This is a genomic window from Halomonas huangheensis (assembly GCF_001431725.1).
Classification (GTDB): Bacteria; Pseudomonadota; Gammaproteobacteria; order Pseudomonadales; family Halomonadaceae; genus Halomonas; species Halomonas huangheensis.
Map to the genome: position 1 here is coordinate 4,307,266 of NZ_CP013106.1, position 18,908 is coordinate 4,326,173.

General features: G+C 55.0%; 19 protein-coding genes and 1 pseudogene. 7 read left to right on the forward strand and 13 right to left on the reverse strand.

Translation table 11 applies throughout. The annotated features are described in order from the left end of the window. The 4 genes from nuoC to AR456_RS18535 form a co-directional block, all read right to left on the reverse strand. The gene (gene nuoC / locus AR456_RS18520) at positions 1-1,776 is read right to left on the reverse strand and encodes an NADH-quinone oxidoreductase subunit C/D (protein WP_021817815.1); all 1,776 of its coding nucleotides are present in this window, start codon (positions 1,774-1,776) and stop codon (positions 1-3) included. Between the two features lie 41 nt (positions 1,777-1,817). Further along, positions 1,818-2,498, reverse strand: coding sequence for a NuoB/complex I 20 kDa subunit family protein (locus AR456_RS18525; RefSeq protein WP_021817814.1), 681 nt, complete (start codon positions 2,496-2,498; stop codon positions 1,818-1,820). A gap of 108 nt (positions 2,499-2,606) precedes the next feature. Next, complete coding sequence (ndhC, locus tag AR456_RS18530; RefSeq protein ID WP_021817813.1) at positions 2,607-3,014, reverse strand: NADH-quinone oxidoreductase subunit A; 408 nt, start codon at positions 3,012-3,014, stop codon at positions 2,607-2,609. A 433-nt stretch (positions 3,015-3,447) separates the two neighbouring features. Beyond that, positions 3,448-4,437, reverse strand: coding sequence for an MBL fold metallo-hydrolase (locus AR456_RS18535; RefSeq protein WP_021817812.1), 990 nt, complete (start codon positions 4,435-4,437; stop codon positions 3,448-3,450). Between the two features lie 151 nt (positions 4,438-4,588). Here AR456_RS18535 and AR456_RS18540 point away from each other — a divergent pair, with 151 nt between their 5' ends. Then, entirely contained in the window at positions 4,589-5,518 is a 930-nt protein-coding gene (locus tag AR456_RS18540) for a LysR family transcriptional regulator (RefSeq protein ID WP_021817811.1), read from the forward strand. A gap of 580 nt (positions 5,519-6,098) precedes the next feature. Here the strand turns inward: AR456_RS18540 and AR456_RS18545 are convergent. Beyond that, positions 6,099-7,247, reverse strand: a complete 1,149-nt coding sequence (locus AR456_RS18545) for a multidrug effflux MFS transporter (protein ID WP_021817810.1) — start codon at positions 7,245-7,247, stop codon at positions 6,099-6,101. A gap of 106 nt (positions 7,248-7,353) precedes the next feature. On the opposite strand from AR456_RS18545, the gene AR456_RS18550 reads away from it, so the two are divergent. Next, entirely contained in the window at positions 7,354-8,130 is a 777-nt protein-coding gene (locus tag AR456_RS18550; protein WP_021817809.1) for an AraC family transcriptional regulator, read from the forward strand. Positions 8,131-8,498: 368 nt separating this feature from the next. On the opposite strand, the pseudogene AR456_RS21365 reads toward AR456_RS18550, so the two are convergent. The 7 genes and pseudogenes from AR456_RS21365 to AR456_RS18585 form a co-directional block, all read right to left on the reverse strand. Continuing rightward, positions 8,499-8,694: pseudogene (locus tag AR456_RS21365) on the reverse strand (hypothetical protein); the annotation flags it as partial. Positions 8,695-8,748: 54 nt separating this feature from the next. Next, a complete protein-coding gene (locus tag AR456_RS18560; protein ID WP_021817806.1) occupies positions 8,749-9,702 on the reverse strand; it encodes a site-specific integrase in 954 nt (317 codons plus the stop codon). Further along, positions 9,695-11,554: a MobH family relaxase gene (mobH, locus tag AR456_RS18565; RefSeq protein WP_081694593.1), complete on the reverse strand. Its 1,860-nt coding sequence runs from the start codon at positions 11,552-11,554 to the stop codon at positions 9,695-9,697. The genes AR456_RS18560 and mobH overlap by 8 nt, the downstream gene beginning before the upstream one ends. A gap of 437 nt (positions 11,555-11,991) precedes the next feature. Beyond that, positions 11,992-12,594 carry a hypothetical protein gene (locus AR456_RS18570; RefSeq protein ID WP_021817804.1) on the reverse strand — a complete coding sequence of 201 codons (603 nt, stop codon included), beginning with the start codon at positions 12,592-12,594 and terminating at the stop codon, positions 11,992-11,994. A 156-nt stretch (positions 12,595-12,750) separates the two neighbouring features. Continuing rightward, positions 12,751-13,248 (reverse strand): SOS response-associated peptidase family protein, encoded by a 498-nt coding sequence (locus tag AR456_RS18575; RefSeq protein ID WP_021817803.1) that lies wholly within the window; start codon positions 13,246-13,248, stop codon positions 12,751-12,753. A gap of 71 nt (positions 13,249-13,319) precedes the next feature. Beyond that, positions 13,320-13,703 carry a VOC family protein gene (locus AR456_RS18580; protein WP_021817802.1) on the reverse strand — a complete coding sequence of 128 codons (384 nt, stop codon included), beginning with the start codon at positions 13,701-13,703 and terminating at the stop codon, positions 13,320-13,322. A 10-nt stretch (positions 13,704-13,713) separates the two neighbouring features. Further along, entirely contained in the window at positions 13,714-14,625 is a 912-nt protein-coding gene (locus tag AR456_RS18585) for an AraC family transcriptional regulator (protein ID WP_155829170.1), read from the reverse strand. Between the two features lie 269 nt (positions 14,626-14,894). On the opposite strand from AR456_RS18585, the gene AR456_RS18590 reads away from it, so the two are divergent. The 5 genes from AR456_RS18590 to AR456_RS18610 all read left to right on the forward strand — a co-directional run bounded on the left by AR456_RS18590 (position 14,895) and on the right by AR456_RS18610 (position 18,194). Then, complete coding sequence (locus AR456_RS18590; protein WP_021817799.1) at positions 14,895-15,281, forward strand: VOC family protein; 387 nt, start codon at positions 14,895-14,897, stop codon at positions 15,279-15,281. Continuing rightward, the gene (locus AR456_RS18595; protein WP_021817798.1) at positions 15,281-16,288 is read left to right on the forward strand and encodes a saccharopine dehydrogenase NADP-binding domain-containing protein; all 1,008 of its coding nucleotides are present in this window, start codon (positions 15,281-15,283) and stop codon (positions 16,286-16,288) included. Before AR456_RS18590 ends, AR456_RS18595 begins: the two co-directional genes overlap by 1 nt. A gap of 4 nt (positions 16,289-16,292) precedes the next feature. Further along, positions 16,293-16,751, forward strand: coding sequence for a nuclear transport factor 2 family protein (locus AR456_RS18600; RefSeq protein ID WP_021817797.1), 459 nt, complete (start codon positions 16,293-16,295; stop codon positions 16,749-16,751). A gap of 378 nt (positions 16,752-17,129) precedes the next feature. Beyond that, positions 17,130-17,324: a hypothetical protein gene (locus AR456_RS18605; protein ID WP_021817796.1), complete on the forward strand. Its 195-nt coding sequence runs from the start codon at positions 17,130-17,132 to the stop codon at positions 17,322-17,324. 33 nt (positions 17,325-17,357) lie between these two features. Beyond that, complete coding sequence (locus AR456_RS18610; RefSeq protein WP_021817795.1) at positions 17,358-18,194, forward strand: hypothetical protein; 837 nt, start codon at positions 17,358-17,360, stop codon at positions 18,192-18,194. A 24-nt stretch (positions 18,195-18,218) separates the two neighbouring features. Here AR456_RS18610 and AR456_RS18615 read toward each other — a convergent pair whose 3' ends face one another. Further along, positions 18,219-18,887: an SOS response-associated peptidase family protein gene (locus AR456_RS18615; RefSeq protein WP_021817794.1), complete on the reverse strand. Its 669-nt coding sequence runs from the start codon at positions 18,885-18,887 to the stop codon at positions 18,219-18,221. Between the last annotated feature and the right edge of the window lie 21 nt (positions 18,888-18,908).

Here is an 18,908-nt window from a genome sequence, read left to right on the forward strand (position 1 = left end):
TCAGCGATCCACGTCAGCCATCACGAAATCGATACTGCCCAGGTGAGCAATCAGGTCGGGTACGAAGCCACCACGCATTACCGCCGGGATCTGCTGAAGATGCGGGAAACTCGGCGTGCGAATGCGAGTTCGGTAGCTCATGGTATTGCCGTCACTGGTCAGGTAATAACTGTTGATCCCCTTGGTCGCTTCGACCATCTGCTGCGACTCATTGGGCTCGAGTACCGGCCCCCAGGAGACCTGCAGAAAGTGGGTGATCAAGGTTTCGATGTGTTGCAACATCCTTTCGCGCGGCGGAGGCGTAGTCAGCGGATGGTCAGCCTTGTAATCACCGTCCGGCATGTGGTCGATGCATTGCTGGATGATGCGCAAGCTCTGGCGCATCTCCTCGATACGCAGTTGGCCGCGGTCAAAGGCGTCGCCATTACTACCCAGTGGCACCTCGAAATCGAACTTCTCGTAACCCGAATAAGGGCGCGTCTTGCGCAAATCGAAGTCACAGCCGGTAGCGCGTAGATTGGGGCCGGTGATCCCCCAGGCCAGAGCGTCTCTGGTGGTGTATGCCGCGATGTGTCGAGTACGTTCGCGGACGATGGCATTCTCCATCATGGCCCGTTCGTACTCGCGCAGCCGTTTGGGCATCCAATCGACAAAGCCCTGCATCAGGCGATCCCAGCCCCTGGGCAGGTCCTGAGCCACCCCGCCGATGCGAAACCACGCCGGGTGCATACGAAAGCCGGTGATCGCCTCGATGACTTCGTAGGACTTCTGACGATCGGTAAAGGTATAGAACACCGGCGACATGGCGCCCAGGTCCTGCAGATAGGTGCCAAGGAAGAGTAGATGGCTGCTGATACGGAATAGCTCAGCCATCATGATACGAATGGTCTGGGCGCGTTCAGTCACCTGAATACCGGCAAGCTTCTCCACCGCCAGGATATACGGAAAATTGTTCATCACCCCGCCGGTATAATCGACCCGGTCCGTATAGGGAATGTAGCTATGCCAGGTCTGGCGCTCGCCCATCTTCTCAGCGCCGCGATGGTGATAGCCAATGTCCGGCACACAGTCGACGATTTCCTCGCCATTCAGCTGCAGTACGATACGAAAGGCGCCGTGTGCTGAGGGGTGATTGGGCCCGAGGTTGAGAAACATGAATTCGGTGTCGGCCTGCGCACGCTGCATGCCCCAGTCTTCAGGTTTGAACCTCAGTGCCTCCTGCTCGATATCCTGACCCTCGACGGTCAGCGTATAGGGATCGAACTCGGTAGCTCGTGCGCCATGATCCTTGCGCAAGGGATGGCCATTCCAGGTCGGCGGCATGAGAATCCGCGCAAGATGGGGGTGGCCACGAAAATCGATACCAAACATGTCCCACACTTCACGCTCGTACCAGTTGGCATTGGGATAGAGTGACACGCTGGTCGGTAGTGTCAGGTCCTCTTCGTGCAGCGCCACCTTGAGCATGATGTCGCGGTTCCGCGTTATCGACAGCAACTGATAGAACACCGTGAAATCCGAAGCCGGCAGGCCGCGTCGGTTGCTGCGCAGGCGCTCATCGATCGCCGACAGGTCATAGAGCATGTCGAATGGCTCGGGCACATCGCGCAGGAAACTCAGTGCTTCGGTCAATATTTCGCGGGATACCCACAATACCGGCATGCCAGTCAGCGTCGACTGCTCGAGAACCGCTTGATCACCGAAACTCTGCTTGAGCGCACCAACGATGGGGTCGTCGGCGGCTGTCGAATCGGGTGTTGATGTGGCAACGCTCATGAACGTGACCTGGCTCCTGCAACGAAAAATGGACTCACGGATCAGATACTATCGGGCGTACGCAACTCGGTGGCCTGGATGCGCCTATCGCGATTCTTCTCGCGCTGCGAAGGCATTTCGGCTCGGTAGACGCCCTGGTCGCCAACCACCCACGACAGCGGCCGCCGCTCCTGCTGAATAGAGTCCTGGAGCAGCTGCAAGCCCTGCAGGAAAGCCTCGGGGCGAGGCGGGCAGCCGGGCACGTAAACATCGACAGGCAGGAACTTGTCGACACCCTGAACTACCGAGTAGATGTCGTACATGCCGCCAGAGTTTGCGCATGAGCCCATCGAGATCACCCACTTGGGCTCGAGCATCTGGTCGTAGAGCTGCTGGATCACGGGGGCCATCTTGATGAAGCAGGTCCCGGCGATCACCATGAAATCCGCCTGGCGCGGGGACGCACGAATCACCTCGGAACCAAAGCGGGCGATGTCGTGGGGTGCAGTAAACGCCGTGGTCATCTCCACATAACAGCACGACAGGCCAAAGTTATAAGGCCACAGAGAGTTCTTGCGCCCCCAGTTCACGGCTGAATTGAGGACCTCTTCCAGCTTGCCGGTGAAAACGTTGCGATGGATCTGCTGCTTCATCGGGTCGTCTTCGACCCGTTGGCGCTCGCCCAGTGGGTAGCGCTCATTCGCTGGCGCATCCTCTTCTGCACGTGTGAGGGTGTAAGTCATACATCTCCTCCCGCTAAAGGCTAACTGTCACATCGTTATCGAACTCGTGATCGACCCCCCGAAACCGGCGTCGGTCAGACCTCGCCTGGAGCCAGGGCCAAGGCCAGGTCAAGAGCCGGGATCGCGCGTGTTGCGTTTCGGGGCCCAATCGAGGGCGCCTACACGGCTGTCGTAAATCAACCCTGCAAGCAGAATAAAGATGAACACCGCAGCCCCGGCGAAGCCTGTCCAGCCCGTCTCTCGCACGGCTACGGCCCAGGCAAACAGGAATACGGCTTCAATATCGAAGATCACGAAGAGCATCGCGACCAGGTAGAATTTGACGGAGAAACGTTGGCGAGCACTCCCCGTACCGATCACGCCGGACTCGAAAGGCAGGGATTTGCTGCGCCCTTTACTGCGCCCTCCGAGCAGGCTTGCGACACCGATCATGAAAGCGCACAGCGCAATAACGGCAACGACAAAAAGTCCGACAGCCCAGTACTGTGCAACGGTCACGGTAGCATTCTGGTCCATGCATGCCCTCGTCCAGATCTTGAACGGGAAACAGGCCGAATCGCATACTGATCGACTATCGTTTTTAGTTCTTTTGACCTGTCATTTGCCCATACGAGTCAAGCATAGGAGATCATTGGGGAATTGTCAGAACATGCAGTGTTTTCGAAGGACCGAAGACCACGTTATGCGGTATGAGAGGAGTGAAACCAAGCGGGTCCCGGGGTTGCCAAAAATCGAGGAGCAGTGCTTGATAAAGGCGCTTCAGAGTCCGCTCAATGACTGACTGGAGGCGGTCGAACGTCACCACCATATCCCCGGGGAAGGCAGCCTGGCTGACCCGGAAAGCCCCGGTTCGGGGGGAATGATCCACCTATTACCTGGCAGGTGGGAACTTCTCGAGAAAAGGCCCGGGGTGCAGCTCAGTGCTCCCGGGCGTTACCTTTACGGTGATTTACCGCACCTCTGGTGCCGCTCGATTGCCGTAATCGACAGGCACCCAAGCATAGCCTTCATGTGCCTTGCGAATATGGCCGATACCCGGGAAAGGCATATGGGGCACGGCAACAAGCTCACCGTCTTCGGCGAGGGCCGAAAAGGCCGTTGAGCGCGCGCTAGCGGCCTTTTCTGGGTCGACGTCATAGGCAATGGTCACCGATGGATCCGGGAACTGCACGGCCGCCACGTGAATGATATCGCCGATGAAGGTGAGCGTCTGTCCCTGACTCTCCAACGTGTAGAAGGCACTGCCTGGCGTGTGGCCCGGATGAAGAGACGCCGTCAGGCCGGGGAGTATTTCCGTAGCCCGATCGAAGGAGTCGACTTTTCCGGCGTCGACATAGGGCTTCAGGCTGGTGATTGCCTGCTCAAAATAACTCATGTCATAGTCGGCACGCTCTGCGTTCTGACGATCCAGAAAGAAGTCCACGTCCGGCTTGCCGACATGGACCCTGGCGTTGGGAAAGACGAGCTGTCCATCCCTGGTGAGTCCGCCCATATGGTCGGAATGAACATGGGTGAGCAGGACGTCGGTGATCTGCTCAGGCTCAACTCCTGCGGCATGCAGACTGTCGATCACCTGGTTGCCCAGCCCCGGTCCGAACAGTGTGCCCACGCCCGTATCCACAAGGACGAGCCGATTGCCCATCTCGAGTAGAAACGCATTGATCGATGCTTCGACGGGGTTGGCCTGATAGGCCCCTTCCAGCATGGCATCGATTTTTTCGTTGGTAATACCATGCAGGAGCTTATGCAGGTCCTGTGGCACTGTACCATCGGAGAGAGCCGTGACCCGAACATCCCCTATCATGACGGCATAGGTATCAGCGCCCTGTTGGACAATACCCGGCGCATGGTCTTGAGCGAGGTCTGCGGTCGCAAAGACCGGTCCCGAAGCAACCACCCCCATCAATACAGCAGAAAGCATAAAGGTACGTACAGCCATTGGTCTGTGTCCCTGTTCCAGTGAATGTCAGGGCCAGAGCATAGGGGGCGCGATGATTGTCGGGAAATCGATGACCGCGATATCTTGCATAACCCGCACTGATAGCTCATGTATCGACCTGTCAGAACAGGAATGAAACCAGGAAACTCCAATGCCCGACCGCTTGAGCGAAATTGATATTGGATTGTTGATGGCGTTCGAAGCCCTGATCCAGGAGCGAAACGTCAGCCGCGCGGCAGACCGGCTGGGAATTACCCAACCGGCTCTTTCGGGGCGACTGACGCGCTTGCGTACAATCTTCGGTGATCAGCTTTTTGTCCCGGTCGCCGGTCGAGGCGTGACACCAACTCCCCATGCCAAGGTGTTGGGAGCGACATTGCCCCAACTGCTGGGCCATCTGCGCGAGTTCATCGGGCCATCTCCCTCGTTTGACCCGCAGGAAAGCGATCGTGAGTTTGTCATTGCGGCCTATGACAACCCCGCCATCATGCTGGGACCGGACATTGTTCCCGCGCTCAAGCGGGCGTCGCCCCATATCAGGATCTCATTCGTGGTGCCGAATCCCGAGACGATCACGCAGGCCCTCGATCGTGGGGATATCGATATGGTCATCGGTCTACCCCGACCGGACGATGGCGGCTTGATTGGTCGGACACTGTTCACCGATGAATTCGTGACCGCGCAACGACATGGTCACCCGAGGGGCAGCCAACCGATCACGCTGGACGAATTCTGCGCCGCCGAACATATGTTGGTGTCGACCAACGGAGGAGGATACAGGGGGCCGGTGGATCGTGCGCTCGACAAGCTGGGCCGCTCGCGTCATGTCAGTCTGTCGGTCCAGAGCTATGGCCTGGCACCGCTCATCCTCAGCAACAGTGATCACCTATGCACGCTGCCTCTCCGTTTCCTGCGACGCTTCGAAACCATGGTCGACCTGTTTGCTCCTCCGCTGGATGTTGACAACATTGAGCTCTACGCCCTCTGGCATCCGCGCATGAGAGACGACCCAGCGCATCGCTGGTTTCGTGAGCTGGTGTTTGAGGTAGCTCAGGCGAAGCATCAGGTGGAGAAAATCTGATCGAGGCCTATCAACTCGGTGGCGAGTAGCTCGTAGATACCGCCGGCTTCGACAGCTCAACACAGCAGCAAAGGGCTGGAGTTCGTGCCGTAGAGTTTGCCTGGAGGAAGGAGCTACGGACACAAAAAAACCGCCTCCAAGGGCGGTTTTGATGTTGCAGCAAGTCTTTGATTTACAACCATCTAGAGGATGGTGCCGACACCAGGAGTCGAACCCGGGACCTACTGATTACAAGTCAGTTGCGGGTTTCCGGTCGGACAAAAACTAGCTGCAGTACATCATGCGCAATAAAATTCGTCTCTACGACCAAGCGTGCAAGAAGGGGCTGTTTATTCCCATCTGCGATCTTGCATCACATTGGCGATTAGAAGCATGGCCAACACCGACAGGGATGTCAACCCACCAAACATACGTTTTGGCTCAGTGAGGAGGGCAGCCCCCTCACCTCTCATCGTTCTTGTTAGCTAAAGAGCTGTAGTGGATTACGACACAAAGTGATGGGTGGCACCACAAACCTCAAATCATCCGCCGCCCATTGTTGATTACCGAGCGACCTGTGGTTTGGCGGTAGTGTCCGCGATCAATCCTCGCTTGCGGCAAGCGCTTGGTGGTGGGATGCGATTGCCAACGGCACGGCGACAACGCCACAGCATACCAGTACCAGACCGAGCGCTTGGCTCCATGCCGCAAGGACAAGCCCTCCCCCCAGCATCAGGTAATAGAGCAATCCCAAGAGTGCACCTGCGGTTCCGGCTCGGTCACCATAGGCGGTCAGGGCAGTTGCCAGAATATTGGGGATCGCAACCCCGTAGGCGAGTACCACCAGCATCATTGGAAGAATGAATAGCCAGCTTGTGATCGACGCTGCGACCAGTACACTACCGGCCAATGTCAATAGCGAAGCCAGCGTCACCAGTCGCTCCGAGCTCCAGCCGCGTCGAAGGAGACGTTTGTTCAATATCGATCCGAGTACCACACCGAAGGCCAGTGCCAGCCCGCTATAACCGAACGCTTCTGTAGACAGACCCAGCCGTTCGAACTCAAACGGTGCCAACTGGTAATAACCAAATAGTCCGAGGTTGAAGAGTGCCACCAGAATTGCTGTGCGCCAGATTGCCAGGTCACGCAGCATCATGATCAGTGTCTTCAGCAGTGGCATCGTTAGCACATGACGAGGTCGCGTTTCTGGAAGCGTCACCGCTGACCATCCGAACAACACGAAAGCCAACAGGGCAAGGCCAGTGAATACGCCCTGATGACCAAATTGACTGCTCAGGGCCGAGCCAGTCATCATCCCGATTGCCGGGCTTATCGCCAGAGCGATGCCCATTACAGAAAACACCTTGGCAAGTTCAGCGCCGGCGAAGGTGTCACGTAGCATGGTCTGAGTACCGACCGACCCAACGGCGGCGCCAAAGGCGGCCAGCATCCGAGCGGCCAACAGCATTTCGAACTGGTGACTGAGCAGTGCTGCCACCGAGGCCACGCCGTAGACGAGCAATCCTACGAGCATTGCCGGTCGGCGACCGATCCGGTCGCACATCCGCCCCCAAACGACTACGCCAAGTGCGAAGGCCAGGAAATAGAGCGACAGGGTTTGCGCGGCCTGTTCGGCGGTTACCGAAAAGCCTTGTGCAATCTTCGGTAGTGCAGGGCTGTATATGGTTTCCACGATCTGCGGAAACATCATTAGAGCCGTGGCTAATGTGAGCCCAATGTTACGTTGCATGACGTTCCCATTCTCTTTCCAGTGTTTTCGCTGGCCCTAATGTCGCTTTATTCGTTAGAGTCTGTTACAAACAATCAGGCAATAAGCATCGGAAATCGGACAGAACATGCCTTGGCTGAAATCTGATGACAGTTTTAACCCGGATAGCTTGGGGCAGCCGGTGATCGGTATCGCCGCCGATCTTGGACGGCACGATTCTGGCTTGCACCAGCACGAGATGGGACAATTGCTATTCACACAGAGCGGCTGTATCCGCATCATGCTGGCCGACTACCTCTGCATGTTGCCGCCAACACGTGTCGCTTGGATTCCACCGCGCACCCTGCATCGGGCACAAATGACGGAAGCGGTCGACTATCGGTCCGTATATCTCAAGGTGGCGCCACATTGGAAGTTGCCGACCCAAGTCGAGATAATGGATGTGACACCGCTGCTGCGCGCGGCGCTGGAAAGAATTGCCACGGCTGAAATCGGAATGAACTGGGATAGTGGAGTCGGAGCCAACCTACTGGCAGTGTGCCTTGATGAAATCAGCGCCGCCCGGCGCGAACCCATGTTGTTACCATTACCTATGGATCGGCGACTTGCGAGATTGCAAACTGACAGACTGCCACCTTCACTCGGAGTGTTGGCAACCCAGGTAGGAGCAAGTGAGAAAACCATCAGCAGGATATTTCGTCGAGAGACGGGGCTCGGCTACCAACAATGGAGGCAGCAGTGGCGATTGCTCAAAGCAGTGGAGTTACTTGCCAGACAGCAAAGTATCGCATCCGTGGCCTTTGACCTCGAGTTTGCTAGCGACAGCGCCTTTATCTCCTTCTTCAAGCGTATGACAGGACATACACCTCGCGCGTATATCCTCTCATCAACGTCAAAAACCTAAGGAAACGTGGCATAAACCCCGCCGGAGCCGCCTGTTTGCCACCTCTAGCCATCCAGCCGCCGTTTGACAGAGCTTTCGATGAAGCAGGTCTCGTTCGCCTAGGCTGAGCTGAGCATCAGAGCAAGCAGAAGGTCACCCGCCGGGATCGGTTCCTCGCTCAGCTGTTCACCTTCGGCAATCTGGCGCTGGCTAGGCGATGCCATGGCCATGCTAACGGGTGTCTGGAATCTGGCTTGGCAGCCGGGTACCCCCGCTGCCGGGAAAACAGGTCACTTGAGGCAGTCTTGCAATGACCGCTGAGGCGATGATCTTGGCCACGCTGAACACGTCAGCCGACCGGAACCGAGTTGAATTGTTCAGCGATTGGGGAAGTGGGAGTCTGTGCAGACTCCCATCGCCACGGTACAAGGCAGGAAAATTGCCGAAGAATCGCATCATCTGCTGAGGCGGTGCTTTAGCACGAAACATTTCTCGACCAGCAGTACCCATACCATGCAAGTGGAACGAATGTTTACCGGGATCAATACCAATCAGCACCGACAGGGATGTCAACCCACTAAACATACGTTTTGGCTCAGTGAGGGAGTCAGCCCCCTCACCTCTCATCATCCTTGTGAGCTAAACCGGCAGCCGCGTGTTCAACGCGCGACGCATCGCTTCAACGTCTGGATGGATGTACTCCATCGTGGTGCGTATGTCGGTGTGGTGAAGTATGCTCTGCGTGATATGGATATTCCTTTCGGGACTATCCATGAGGCTCGTTCCCAGGAAGTGACGAAAACGGTGGGGAGACATCTTGTACCCCGTGAGTTCCGACAACGATTGAAAGAATCGCTCCACCTGCCATGTGTCCATCGTCGTTCGCTTATGGCGGTGACTAAACCGGTTCACATTGAAGAGTTGATCCTCTCTTTTGAACCCAGAGTTATGGGCTGCGACAATCAACTTGCGCATGTGCGGATACAGCCCATCAGGTATTGGCATTATACTCTCAGAATGCGTTTTCGATCCTACAGCGGACGTACGGAAAACACGTTTTTTCAGATTTACGTCACCAGCCTCTATGTGCAACAACTGGTTCAATCGTATTCCCGTGTAGAAGAATGTTTCCATCAGGCTCTGCCAGAACCAGGCAGGATGTATTTTTGAGCGTTCATCGTAGCAATGTTCATACCGTCGGCAGACCTCAAGCACCTCCCTGGCATATCGTATCTGCAAGGGTTGCAACGATCTTTTGGGTACCTTTGGTTGCTTGACCGATACATCCAGGAAAGGATTTTTGTTACACGCAATCAACTGATGCTTGATACCGAAGCTATAGAGCGCCTTGAGGTGCCTCACGTAGTTATTCCAGCTTGATTCAGTGATGCCATCAGGCTTGTCCTTGGTACGAATGATCGACACACGCCAATCAATCACCATCTGTCGTGTCACCATGCTTGGATAAGCTTCATGGCCTAAGTAGCGACGAAACAATCGGACGACACCAGTGTAGGTGCTTACGCTTTTAGGGCGAAGATGTTTATCGGCAGCATAGCGGCTCATTAACTCCAGGAACGACACATCATTCATCGGAAACTCCCTTTTCTCCCTTGGTGGTTACAAGAGTCAAAACCCAGTTGTCAGGTGGGATCTTCTGACTCACAAGTCCCGGATCTTTGATTAAATAGCCCATCAAAGTTCCGGTTTTATTCTGCCCCTCGACAGAAACTTTATGAATATTCTGCCCCTGGGTTCTGACATGTACACCCAATTTTTGAAACCGTTTCTGAACCGTTTGCCATTGATTTTTGTCATTCAACACACTGGTGCAGAAACGCTTAAAAATGCCGGGGCTGACAAGGAAGTAGGTACCATTTACTGTATGAACTGGAGCCTTTGTGTCATTGATAACGATTGAATGGTCCGCTAGACCCGCCTTCAGCCACTGCCAGAACCGCTCTCCAAGGTCTGCTGAATCATTGGAATTGTTGGTGACCTCACTAGACTTTCGTATAAGGGGAGCTGTTTTAGCAGATTCTGATGCATTTTGCTGAGATGTTTCTGATTCGTTACTATCGTTTTTCGTTATATCATCCTGTTTGTCCTCGCTTTTAACTTCCGGGAAAAGTGCCATGATGTCGTCGTCTATAGACGTCGACGCAGCATCTGACGCTTGTGAGGAGGTTGTCCCCGTCTCCGCTGGTCTGGGTACGGCGGCAGGCGTATCGGCCTGGTTCTGCGATGGTTGTTCTGGTGCAGGGGTAGATTCTTCCTGGGGAGCCGCAGCTGAGGGTGGCTGCTTCTCCTGCTCCTCGACTGTCCCTGCTCCCTGGACAGTCAATTTACCACTGAAGGAACTCGGTCTATCATCGACCCCCCAAATCAAGGTCGGGGGCACCTTGATCATGTTGAAGGACTGTTGCCAATCACCATCCGTGATGTCGCATTTCCATACGTGTTTGCCTTCTTCAACTTCCTCGATGATGCCGTGGGCATGCATCTCGCCCTGAAGCCTGTTCAGGTCGGCAGGAATGCTTTTTATCCCTTGTGCATAGATGTGCGCTTTGAGCTCGTTGATGGCACGAGGAGATACCAACCACAGCGCTTCATCGGTCAGCCAGGCTTGCCCCCCTCGCTTGTTCAGCTTGAATTGCTCCTTGACCAGGTAACGCAGACCTTCGGCCAGCTTGCGCTGAATGGACTCGATGGGTGCGGAGAGTGCTTGAACCGGATCCCCGCCGAGCGCCTTGGCAACACTGGCGCGGTCAGCCTGATGGATCAGTTCAGCAATGATGCCGCCTCGCTCGGTATGTCCTGAGATGGTGTACATGAACAGTGAGAAGAGCTTGGGCTGGCTCATCAGCCAGTCCATAACCTTTCCTCCCAGGACCTGTTGTCCCAGCAGGGTGTTGACGGCGCTATGGAGGTGATATTCCCTGCTTGCCCGATACCGCACCCGGTAAGGCTTCGGAATCACACCGTGCCATACGCGCCACTCACTGCCGTCCTGAAGGTGGATCTCGATGTCGACCAACACCTTGGCGACGTCGTGCATCAGCGCGCCATAGATGATCGCGGCACTCCACAACTCGCCGGCTGAGCTCTGATCCTCTGGTTTTGCATTGGGAGGCAGAAGGTGGCGTTGTCGAAGACGTAACCCATAACAGGCCATCTCGAGCGCGTGATCGAGCATGCCGCCGGCGTAGGCATGGTGATGGGACTCCGACGCAGGAAGTAGCTGCACCAGTTCTGCGTACCGCTCTATCGGGGCCAGCAAATACTCGTTGAAGACAGGCTGTGTCAGGGACGTTGTGTCCCACAGCATCTTGACCATGGACTGGCGACGCGGTGTCGCCAGGAGCTCCTTGCCTGCACGCGGAGTATGGAACCCCTCTGATGTTTGTGAGGTGGTCGTGGATCGCGAGAATAGGCGTCGGAGCATCGGTGGTTCCCTGCAGCTATCAATCAATCGATAGATGTGACAGGGAAATGGGGGCAAGGTGAAGCCAAAACGTTAAGTCCAGGAGAAAGCGTTTCCTGCATTGCAAGGAGCGCACTCATACCCTGTATAAACAAACAGGACGGTCCAATATTTCATGCGCAACTCTATTGAAGAAGCTAACGAATATGTCACAGTTCTATAGATGCACTACCACTACTCAGCAATCTCGCAATATTTCAGGAATGCACTTGGTGAACCGAATACTCCAGTGCTGATGTCCCATCACGTCAGAATATATTGATTAGAAAACTGACCGCATCTTGCCAGATAATTGCATGGTCCTTTGAACCCAATCACCGCCACCTAAATTCAACAAGTAATATCGATGATTAATTATCACGCCCCTTCATTTACCAATAATGACATCTTGAATGGCATCAATTCTTCTCTTCCGAAAAGTTATTTAATTCAGGCACTGGCCCGCGCCATTCTCGATATTCACGCCCCTTAGGAGTAACAGTCAACATATTAGTAGCCTCATCATGCACTACCAAATGATGATTCTCGAGAGCTGTAATAATCGCCTGACGCTCATTTGCGGAGGGTATAAGCGGCAACCAGACAGAATCAAAATATGCATATGTGACCGGTTGCGACAAGTTTGAAAGCCAATCGAGAATTAGCTGAGTTCCACGCACTAGAAAATAATTCAGGTAGCGATATTCCCATAGATATGCAATAGCCACATGTGACTCTAAGAGCTTCTCAACTGCTGCTTTTTGTTCAACAGTTAACCCTGAAGGGATAACACCCGTTGGTATAGGCCCGGGCTCAGGGGGAGCTTTATCTTTTTCTTCAGGGTTTCTATTACTTTGGTGAGTACTGACCTCTGCTCCACCTGGAAGTTTTATTTTTGCCACGCGGCGAACAAGAGCGCTAATATCCTCTGAGAACTTGAATATAAAAACGCCCAAAATCACAGCAAATATTAACGGTGGAGTGAGAATCGCTTTCACATACTCTAAAACCAATTCCGACATCTCCAATTTTCACTCCTTCATTTCAGCAACTTCGAGTCTGCACCTTAGCTCAGCTCAATGGTTATTTTATCATTCTAGTGAATTCGTAGCCTATTGATCGGCCACACTCAAGCTTGAAGTCACAAGAATGGAATCCTGTAGATCTCAGGCTGTTCCTCAATTTAATGTTGGAATAGTGAAAAACTTGCCCACTGGAGTTTTTCTGAATGTCTTATCGATGGGGGTCGCCTTCAGGTCGCAACGCAACGCAAGTTCTAGAAAGTAGTCTAGCCCAACGGTGTCAGTAACACCTAGCGACAACCACTTCTCGTCGGCATCCTCGGACAGCCACATCGGCACTGACTTGAGATGGATGTTCTCCAACGGCTTGATCCCGGGCAGGGTGATGATCGAGGCCGAGTGCACGAACTCACCCGAGACCTTGACCATCCATTCTTTGTGAATCCCACCGAACGCGAAGGCCCTGCCGTCGGCCGGCTCCAGTAGGTGAGGATGCTTACCGTCCTGACTTTCGACGAATGCAGTGGCCGGCACGATGCACCGCCTGTGCCGGTACTCAGGCTTCTTCCTCACCTTGTCGTACCGTGCGTTCACTGAGAAGTAGTCACGGTGTTGCGACAGACCTATCTCCGTCTTTGCAGGTACGGCCACCATGTAGACGGCCGCACTACATGGTCAGCGTTAGATCCAGTGATAATGCAGATCTACACGTATGGCATGAACCTTCAACTTGAGCCTTCCATTCCATAAACCGCCAGCTTGTTCCCGTCCGGATCGCGCGTGTAGGACGCGACCGCGCCGGGAGCCCAAGACCGGGGACCGACAGCGCCCTCGTCGGGCATCCCGAGAGCCAGTGCCGCCTCGTGAAACGCCCAGACAGAGGCATGATCCGGTGCTCGGAAACTGATCGTCGTTCCATTTCCCGCCGTGGCAGGCTCGCCATTTCGCGGGACTGTGACCATGAAGCTGGGTGCTCCGTCGCCCCAAAACGAGCCGGTGTCCCCCAGGTCCACGATCCGCGTCCAGCCAATAGTTGCCAACACCCTGTCGTAAAAGTTGCGTGACGCTTCGATATCGTTCGTGCCGACTGCCACATGGGTGAAGACCATCTTGATATCCTCAGGTTTGAATCGGGTTGTTTCGGATCTCGGCCAGCACCCGTGTGACGTCGCGCGAGGGCGGCAGGCCGAATAGGCGTGCATATTCACGGCTGAATTGGGTCGTGCTTTCATAGCCAACCGAGAAAGCGACCGCCGTTACTGTTCCTGCGCCGGTCAGCAGAAGCGTCCTTGCCTGCAACAGCCTCAACTGCTTCTGAAATTGGAGCGGGCTGAGCGAGGTCGCCGTCTTAAAGTGCCGATGGAAGGCCGACACCGACATGGCGGCACGACTTGCCAGTGCCTCGATGTTCACCGGCTCCATGTAGTTCTTCCGCAGCCACTGGATGACCTGATGAACGCGGTGGAGCATCGTGTCGGGCGTGGCGATGTCGCGCATCATCGCACCCATCGGGCCGGATAGGACGCGATAGAGGATCTCGCGTTCGTAGATCGGGGCCAAAGCCGGAATGTCCTCGGACCGCTCCATCAGGCGCAGAAAACGCGCCCACGCATCCAGCAGCTCAGGCGTGACGGCCGCGACGGAAAACCCCTCCTGACGCGCGTTAGGGCGGATCGGGGGGATATCGGCCAGCAAGGAAGCTATGCGTTCAGGCTCCAGCGTCAGGGCGACGGCAAGATAGGGCGCGCCATTCTCAGCCGCGTGAATTGTGCCAATGGCAGGGAGATCGACCGACATCACGAAGTAGGTGGCAGGATCGTAGCGCAGAGTCCGATCGCCGATCGACATCGTCTTCGATCCTTGCAAGATCAGATTGATCATTGGCTCATAGACTGCGGCAAGTTCGTGCTCTGGCACACGTCCCTTCACCATCGCAAGGCGCGGAATACCGGTTTCCGTCCGTTTGGTCTCGGAATGGGCCATGAGGTGGCACAACTCTTCGAGAGTTTGCTGGGTGATGTCTGCAGTCATAACCATGCTTTCGCGAGGGACCTGACACAGGTGCCCGACTTCGCGCGCTTCGCCAAGGTCGAACACGCCGGAATGCAGGATTAGGCAAGTTTGCGCCATGATCGGGTGGGTGTGGCGCTGTGAGGGTCTCTACCATTAGACAAGATAAAGGAAGGAACACCAAATGAAAATTTTGATTATCACAGGTGGAAGCCGCGGTATCAGTGCTGCCACAGCCCTCGAATGTGCCCGCGACGGAATGGGCATCATCATGATCTGAGGAGACGCCCATGCTCGACCATATTTTTCTGACTGTCCACGACCTTCCCAGATCCATCGCCTTCTACGAGGCCGTGCTGCCGACGCTCGGTATCACCGTCCGGCACAATTACGACGGGGCAGACAACCATCCTGACCTCAAGGGGTTCGGTGCCAATGGCCGCATCTTCTTTTGGCTGCGCAAGGGCGATCCCGCGCCCGACGCCGTTCATATGGGTTTCGTCGCGAACAGCGAGGCAAAGGTGAAGACGGCCCATGCCGCAGCAATCCGCGCCGGAGCGCAGAGCCTGCACGCCCCCGGCCCTCAGCTTCACTACGACCCGAGGTATTTTGCGGCGCAGGTCCGTGACCCCGACGGCTACAGCCTCGAATTCGTCTACAAGGATTGGCAACACTGATGACACACCTGATGATCTATGGCGCCGCCGGATTTACCGGGCGCATGGCGGCAACCCACGCCAAGGCAATGGGTCTCCAGATACTCGTTGCGGGACGCGATGAAGAACCCCTGCTCGCTCTGGCAGAGGAGCTCGGGGTGGACCACCGCGTCTTTGCACTCGACGACGCTGCGGCCATCGATATCGGTCTAACGGATGTGGCAGTGCTTCTGAATTGCGCGGGGCCCTTCATGCACACCGCTGAACCCCTGATGCTGGGTGCGTTGCGAAACCGCGCCCACTATCTCGACATCGCGGCGGAACTGGACAGTTACCGACTGGCCGAGAAGTTGGATCGCGCAGCCCAGGCTGCTGGTGTGATGTTTCTGCCCGGCAGTGGCGGCAGTGTCGCAATGCTCGGCTCCCTGGCTGGATTTGCGGCCACCCAGGGAGCGGAACCGCGCAAGGTCAGCGTCGCGCTGCACGTTACAGGTTCCATGTCGCGGGGATCGGCGATTAGCGCGTCGCAGAACCTGACGACGCAGACCCTGGCACGCGTGGCTGGCACTCTAGTAGACCGTGAGCCGTCGGAGTTGGTGGATTTCGACTTCGGCAAAGGGATGGTGGCGTGCTTCCCTGTGACGCTTCCCGATCTCATCACAATCTGGCGCAGCACCGGGGCATCGGACGTGGAGACCTTTGTCCATATGTCCGGAAACGCTTTTCCCGAAGGCGATCTTTCCGACCTGCCCGTTGGCCCGACTGGGGAAGAGCGCAACGCCAACCGCTACCAGGCTTCGATTCGCGTCACCGACGCCAGCGGCAGCACTGTGTGCGCGGTTCTGGACACGCTCAACGGCTACAGCTTCACGCCTCTCGCGGCGGCGGAAGCGGCGCGCCGCGTGATGAGCGGCGAGGTCCGCCCAGGATTCCAGACACCAGCTGGCCTGTTCGGACATGAATTTGCCGAAACCATCGCTGACACGCGGATCACCTTGCTGGACGCACCAGCCCATACGGAGGCTTGAAGCCATGACGAACCGAGATCACCCATCCGATATCATTGCGGTGACCGATGCTCTTTATCGCTTCGCCGCAGGTATCGATCTACGAGACAAAGACCTTCTTACCTCTGCCTTTGCTGAGGGAGCCGTGTCCGACTTTCGACCCGCCGGCGAAAAGGCGGGGTTCGAATACCCGGTGCTCGAAGGCAGAGACACGATCGTAGCTGCCCTGCTGGGATCACTTGCTGCATTGGACACTTCTCATTCTGTCAGCAATCCGCGCGTATTTCTGAGTGGTGACCTCGCACGGCTGGATGCGTTGGTGGAAGCACAACATCTCCCGCGCACAGATCACTCGCGCCACTACCTGATGAAAAACAGGTATGACGTCGAACTGGTACGCGAGGGCGGTAGGTGGATCATCCAGCGGGTGACCATCGACAATATCTGGCGGACCGGTGATCCTGCTGTTCTGGTCGGAATATGAAGCGAAACTAAACATCAGCTCCTGCGCTCGCAGTCATCGGCGCAACGCGCAGCATCAGAAAAGCCCATCTTACTTATCTCGCTGAGGGTCCGCTGTTGCGGAGATGGTCCTGGTGCTTCGTGGCTGCAGTGGAGTATGGACCCCCTCTAATGTTTGCGAGGTGATCGCGGAACGCGAGAATAGCCGTCGGAGCATCGGTGGTTCCCTGCAGCTATCAATCAATCGATAGATGTGACAGGGAAAGGGGGCTACGCGAAGCCAAAACGTTAATCCCAAGGGCTATGGTTTCTTGCACTGCATGAGATGCCTTTCTCGTTACTGGATATTTGAACAGCTATGGCGTGGTACAGTGTCTCTCTTTACAGAGGAGAATCTCTCATGGCAGTCGAGTACGGCGTACGCCCAGCAGGAATGTCTGATGAAGAGTGGACCCTTGAGTGCCAAGCCAGAATGGTCGTTCGGCAGTACCTTGAATTTCCGGGGAAAAAAGGTGAAATTATCGAGCGATGGTCGAAGCTACCAGGCGTGACCCCAGAGAGGCTTGCTAAAGCCGAAAAAGAGCTGAGATCGTAAGCCGTTCTTGCTTCCGCGATAGGAGATAGTGGTGTGAAAAAGCACTCTCTAGACTTGCTAGAAAATGCCATCGACAGCCTATCTGAGGCTCTTTCAAAATATAACGAGGGTGAGCAAGGCAATGAAAAGTCCTATAAATTCGCAATATTACATCTCTCTCATTTCATCGAACTGATATTCAAGCATTACATATCTGAACAACACAGCTTATTGATATACAAAAACCCTTTTGCCGAAAAACTTGATCGGAGCAAAACAATTGGCTTCTGGGAGTCAGTCAATTTCATTTCTCATGAAACAGGTCAGATTGCGCAAAATTCTGAATTCAGAAGAGATCTAAATTGGCTCAAAAAATTGCGCAACGATATTGAACACTACAAATTCGACATGAATGTCGAAGAAGCCCGAGAGACAATTGGAAGAATATTTAGATCTGTACTAGAGTTTTTTGAGTTTGTAGGCATCCTGAATTTAGAAAGCTATGTCCCTGCGGAATTAAGCGATACATTCCGCGCACTATCAGACGAATATGAAGAAAAATTACAAAGGGCGACAAGGGCTGTAGAAAATGCTGAATCTGAGGCTTTCTCCGGATATCGATTAAAAGAATATGATCAAGTAAGCTGGAGAAAGCTGAATTGCCCTGATTGCGGAAATTCGCTCATGATCCCCAACGAAGACTCTGACACTGGCTACAAATGTGAATTTTGTGGTAATGAAGATAGTGATGAGATCCCAGTGTATTGCACCATGTGTGGGTGTGAAGGCGTTGCAGATGACATGGTCACTTGGTGGGATGACGAACATGGCAATTTAGAGAACCGTTGCTATTACTGCTCAGGCCAACATCATATGGACAAAGATGACTAAGTTATGCTTTAGGTAGGACATCTACTAGTCATCGTTTTTCTGTGAGATTACGAATGGCATGCCAATAGGAACCTTACTGAAGGTCTTGTCGATTGGAGTCGCCTTTAGGTCGCACCGCAAGGCAGACTCAAGCAAGTAGTTCAGCTCCTCGGCATCGGTCACCTCCGGCGATAGCCACTTCTCATAGGCATCGTCAGGCAGCCACATCGGCACCGATTTGCGGTGGATGTTCTCCAAAGGCTTGATTCCTGGCAGGGTGATGATCGATGCCGAATGCACGACCTCCCCCGTGACCTTGTCCGTCCATTCCTTGTAGATCCCACCGAACGCGATGCCGCGGCCATCAGCAGGCTCCAGTAGGTGAGGATGCTTCCCGTCCTGACTCTCAACGAATGCAGTGGCCGGCACGATGCAGCGTCTGCGCCTATACTCCAGCTTCTTCCCTACTTTGTCGTACCGCGTGTTCACTGAGAAGTAGTCCCGGTGCGGCTTTAGCCCCTTCTCTGTCTGTTGCAGGTAGAGCCACCAAGTCGCTGGACGGACGACGTGGCCATCACCAGAGCCGGTGATAATGCTGATCAAGCTCCCGGGCTTGAAATTCAGTCCGTATATCAGCTCGTTGGGATCCACTGACAGGCGATCGGCCAACTCTGCGGATCCACTCTTCTTGACCAGGACGTAGTTGGTGCACATAATTTCACCTGTATATTCATC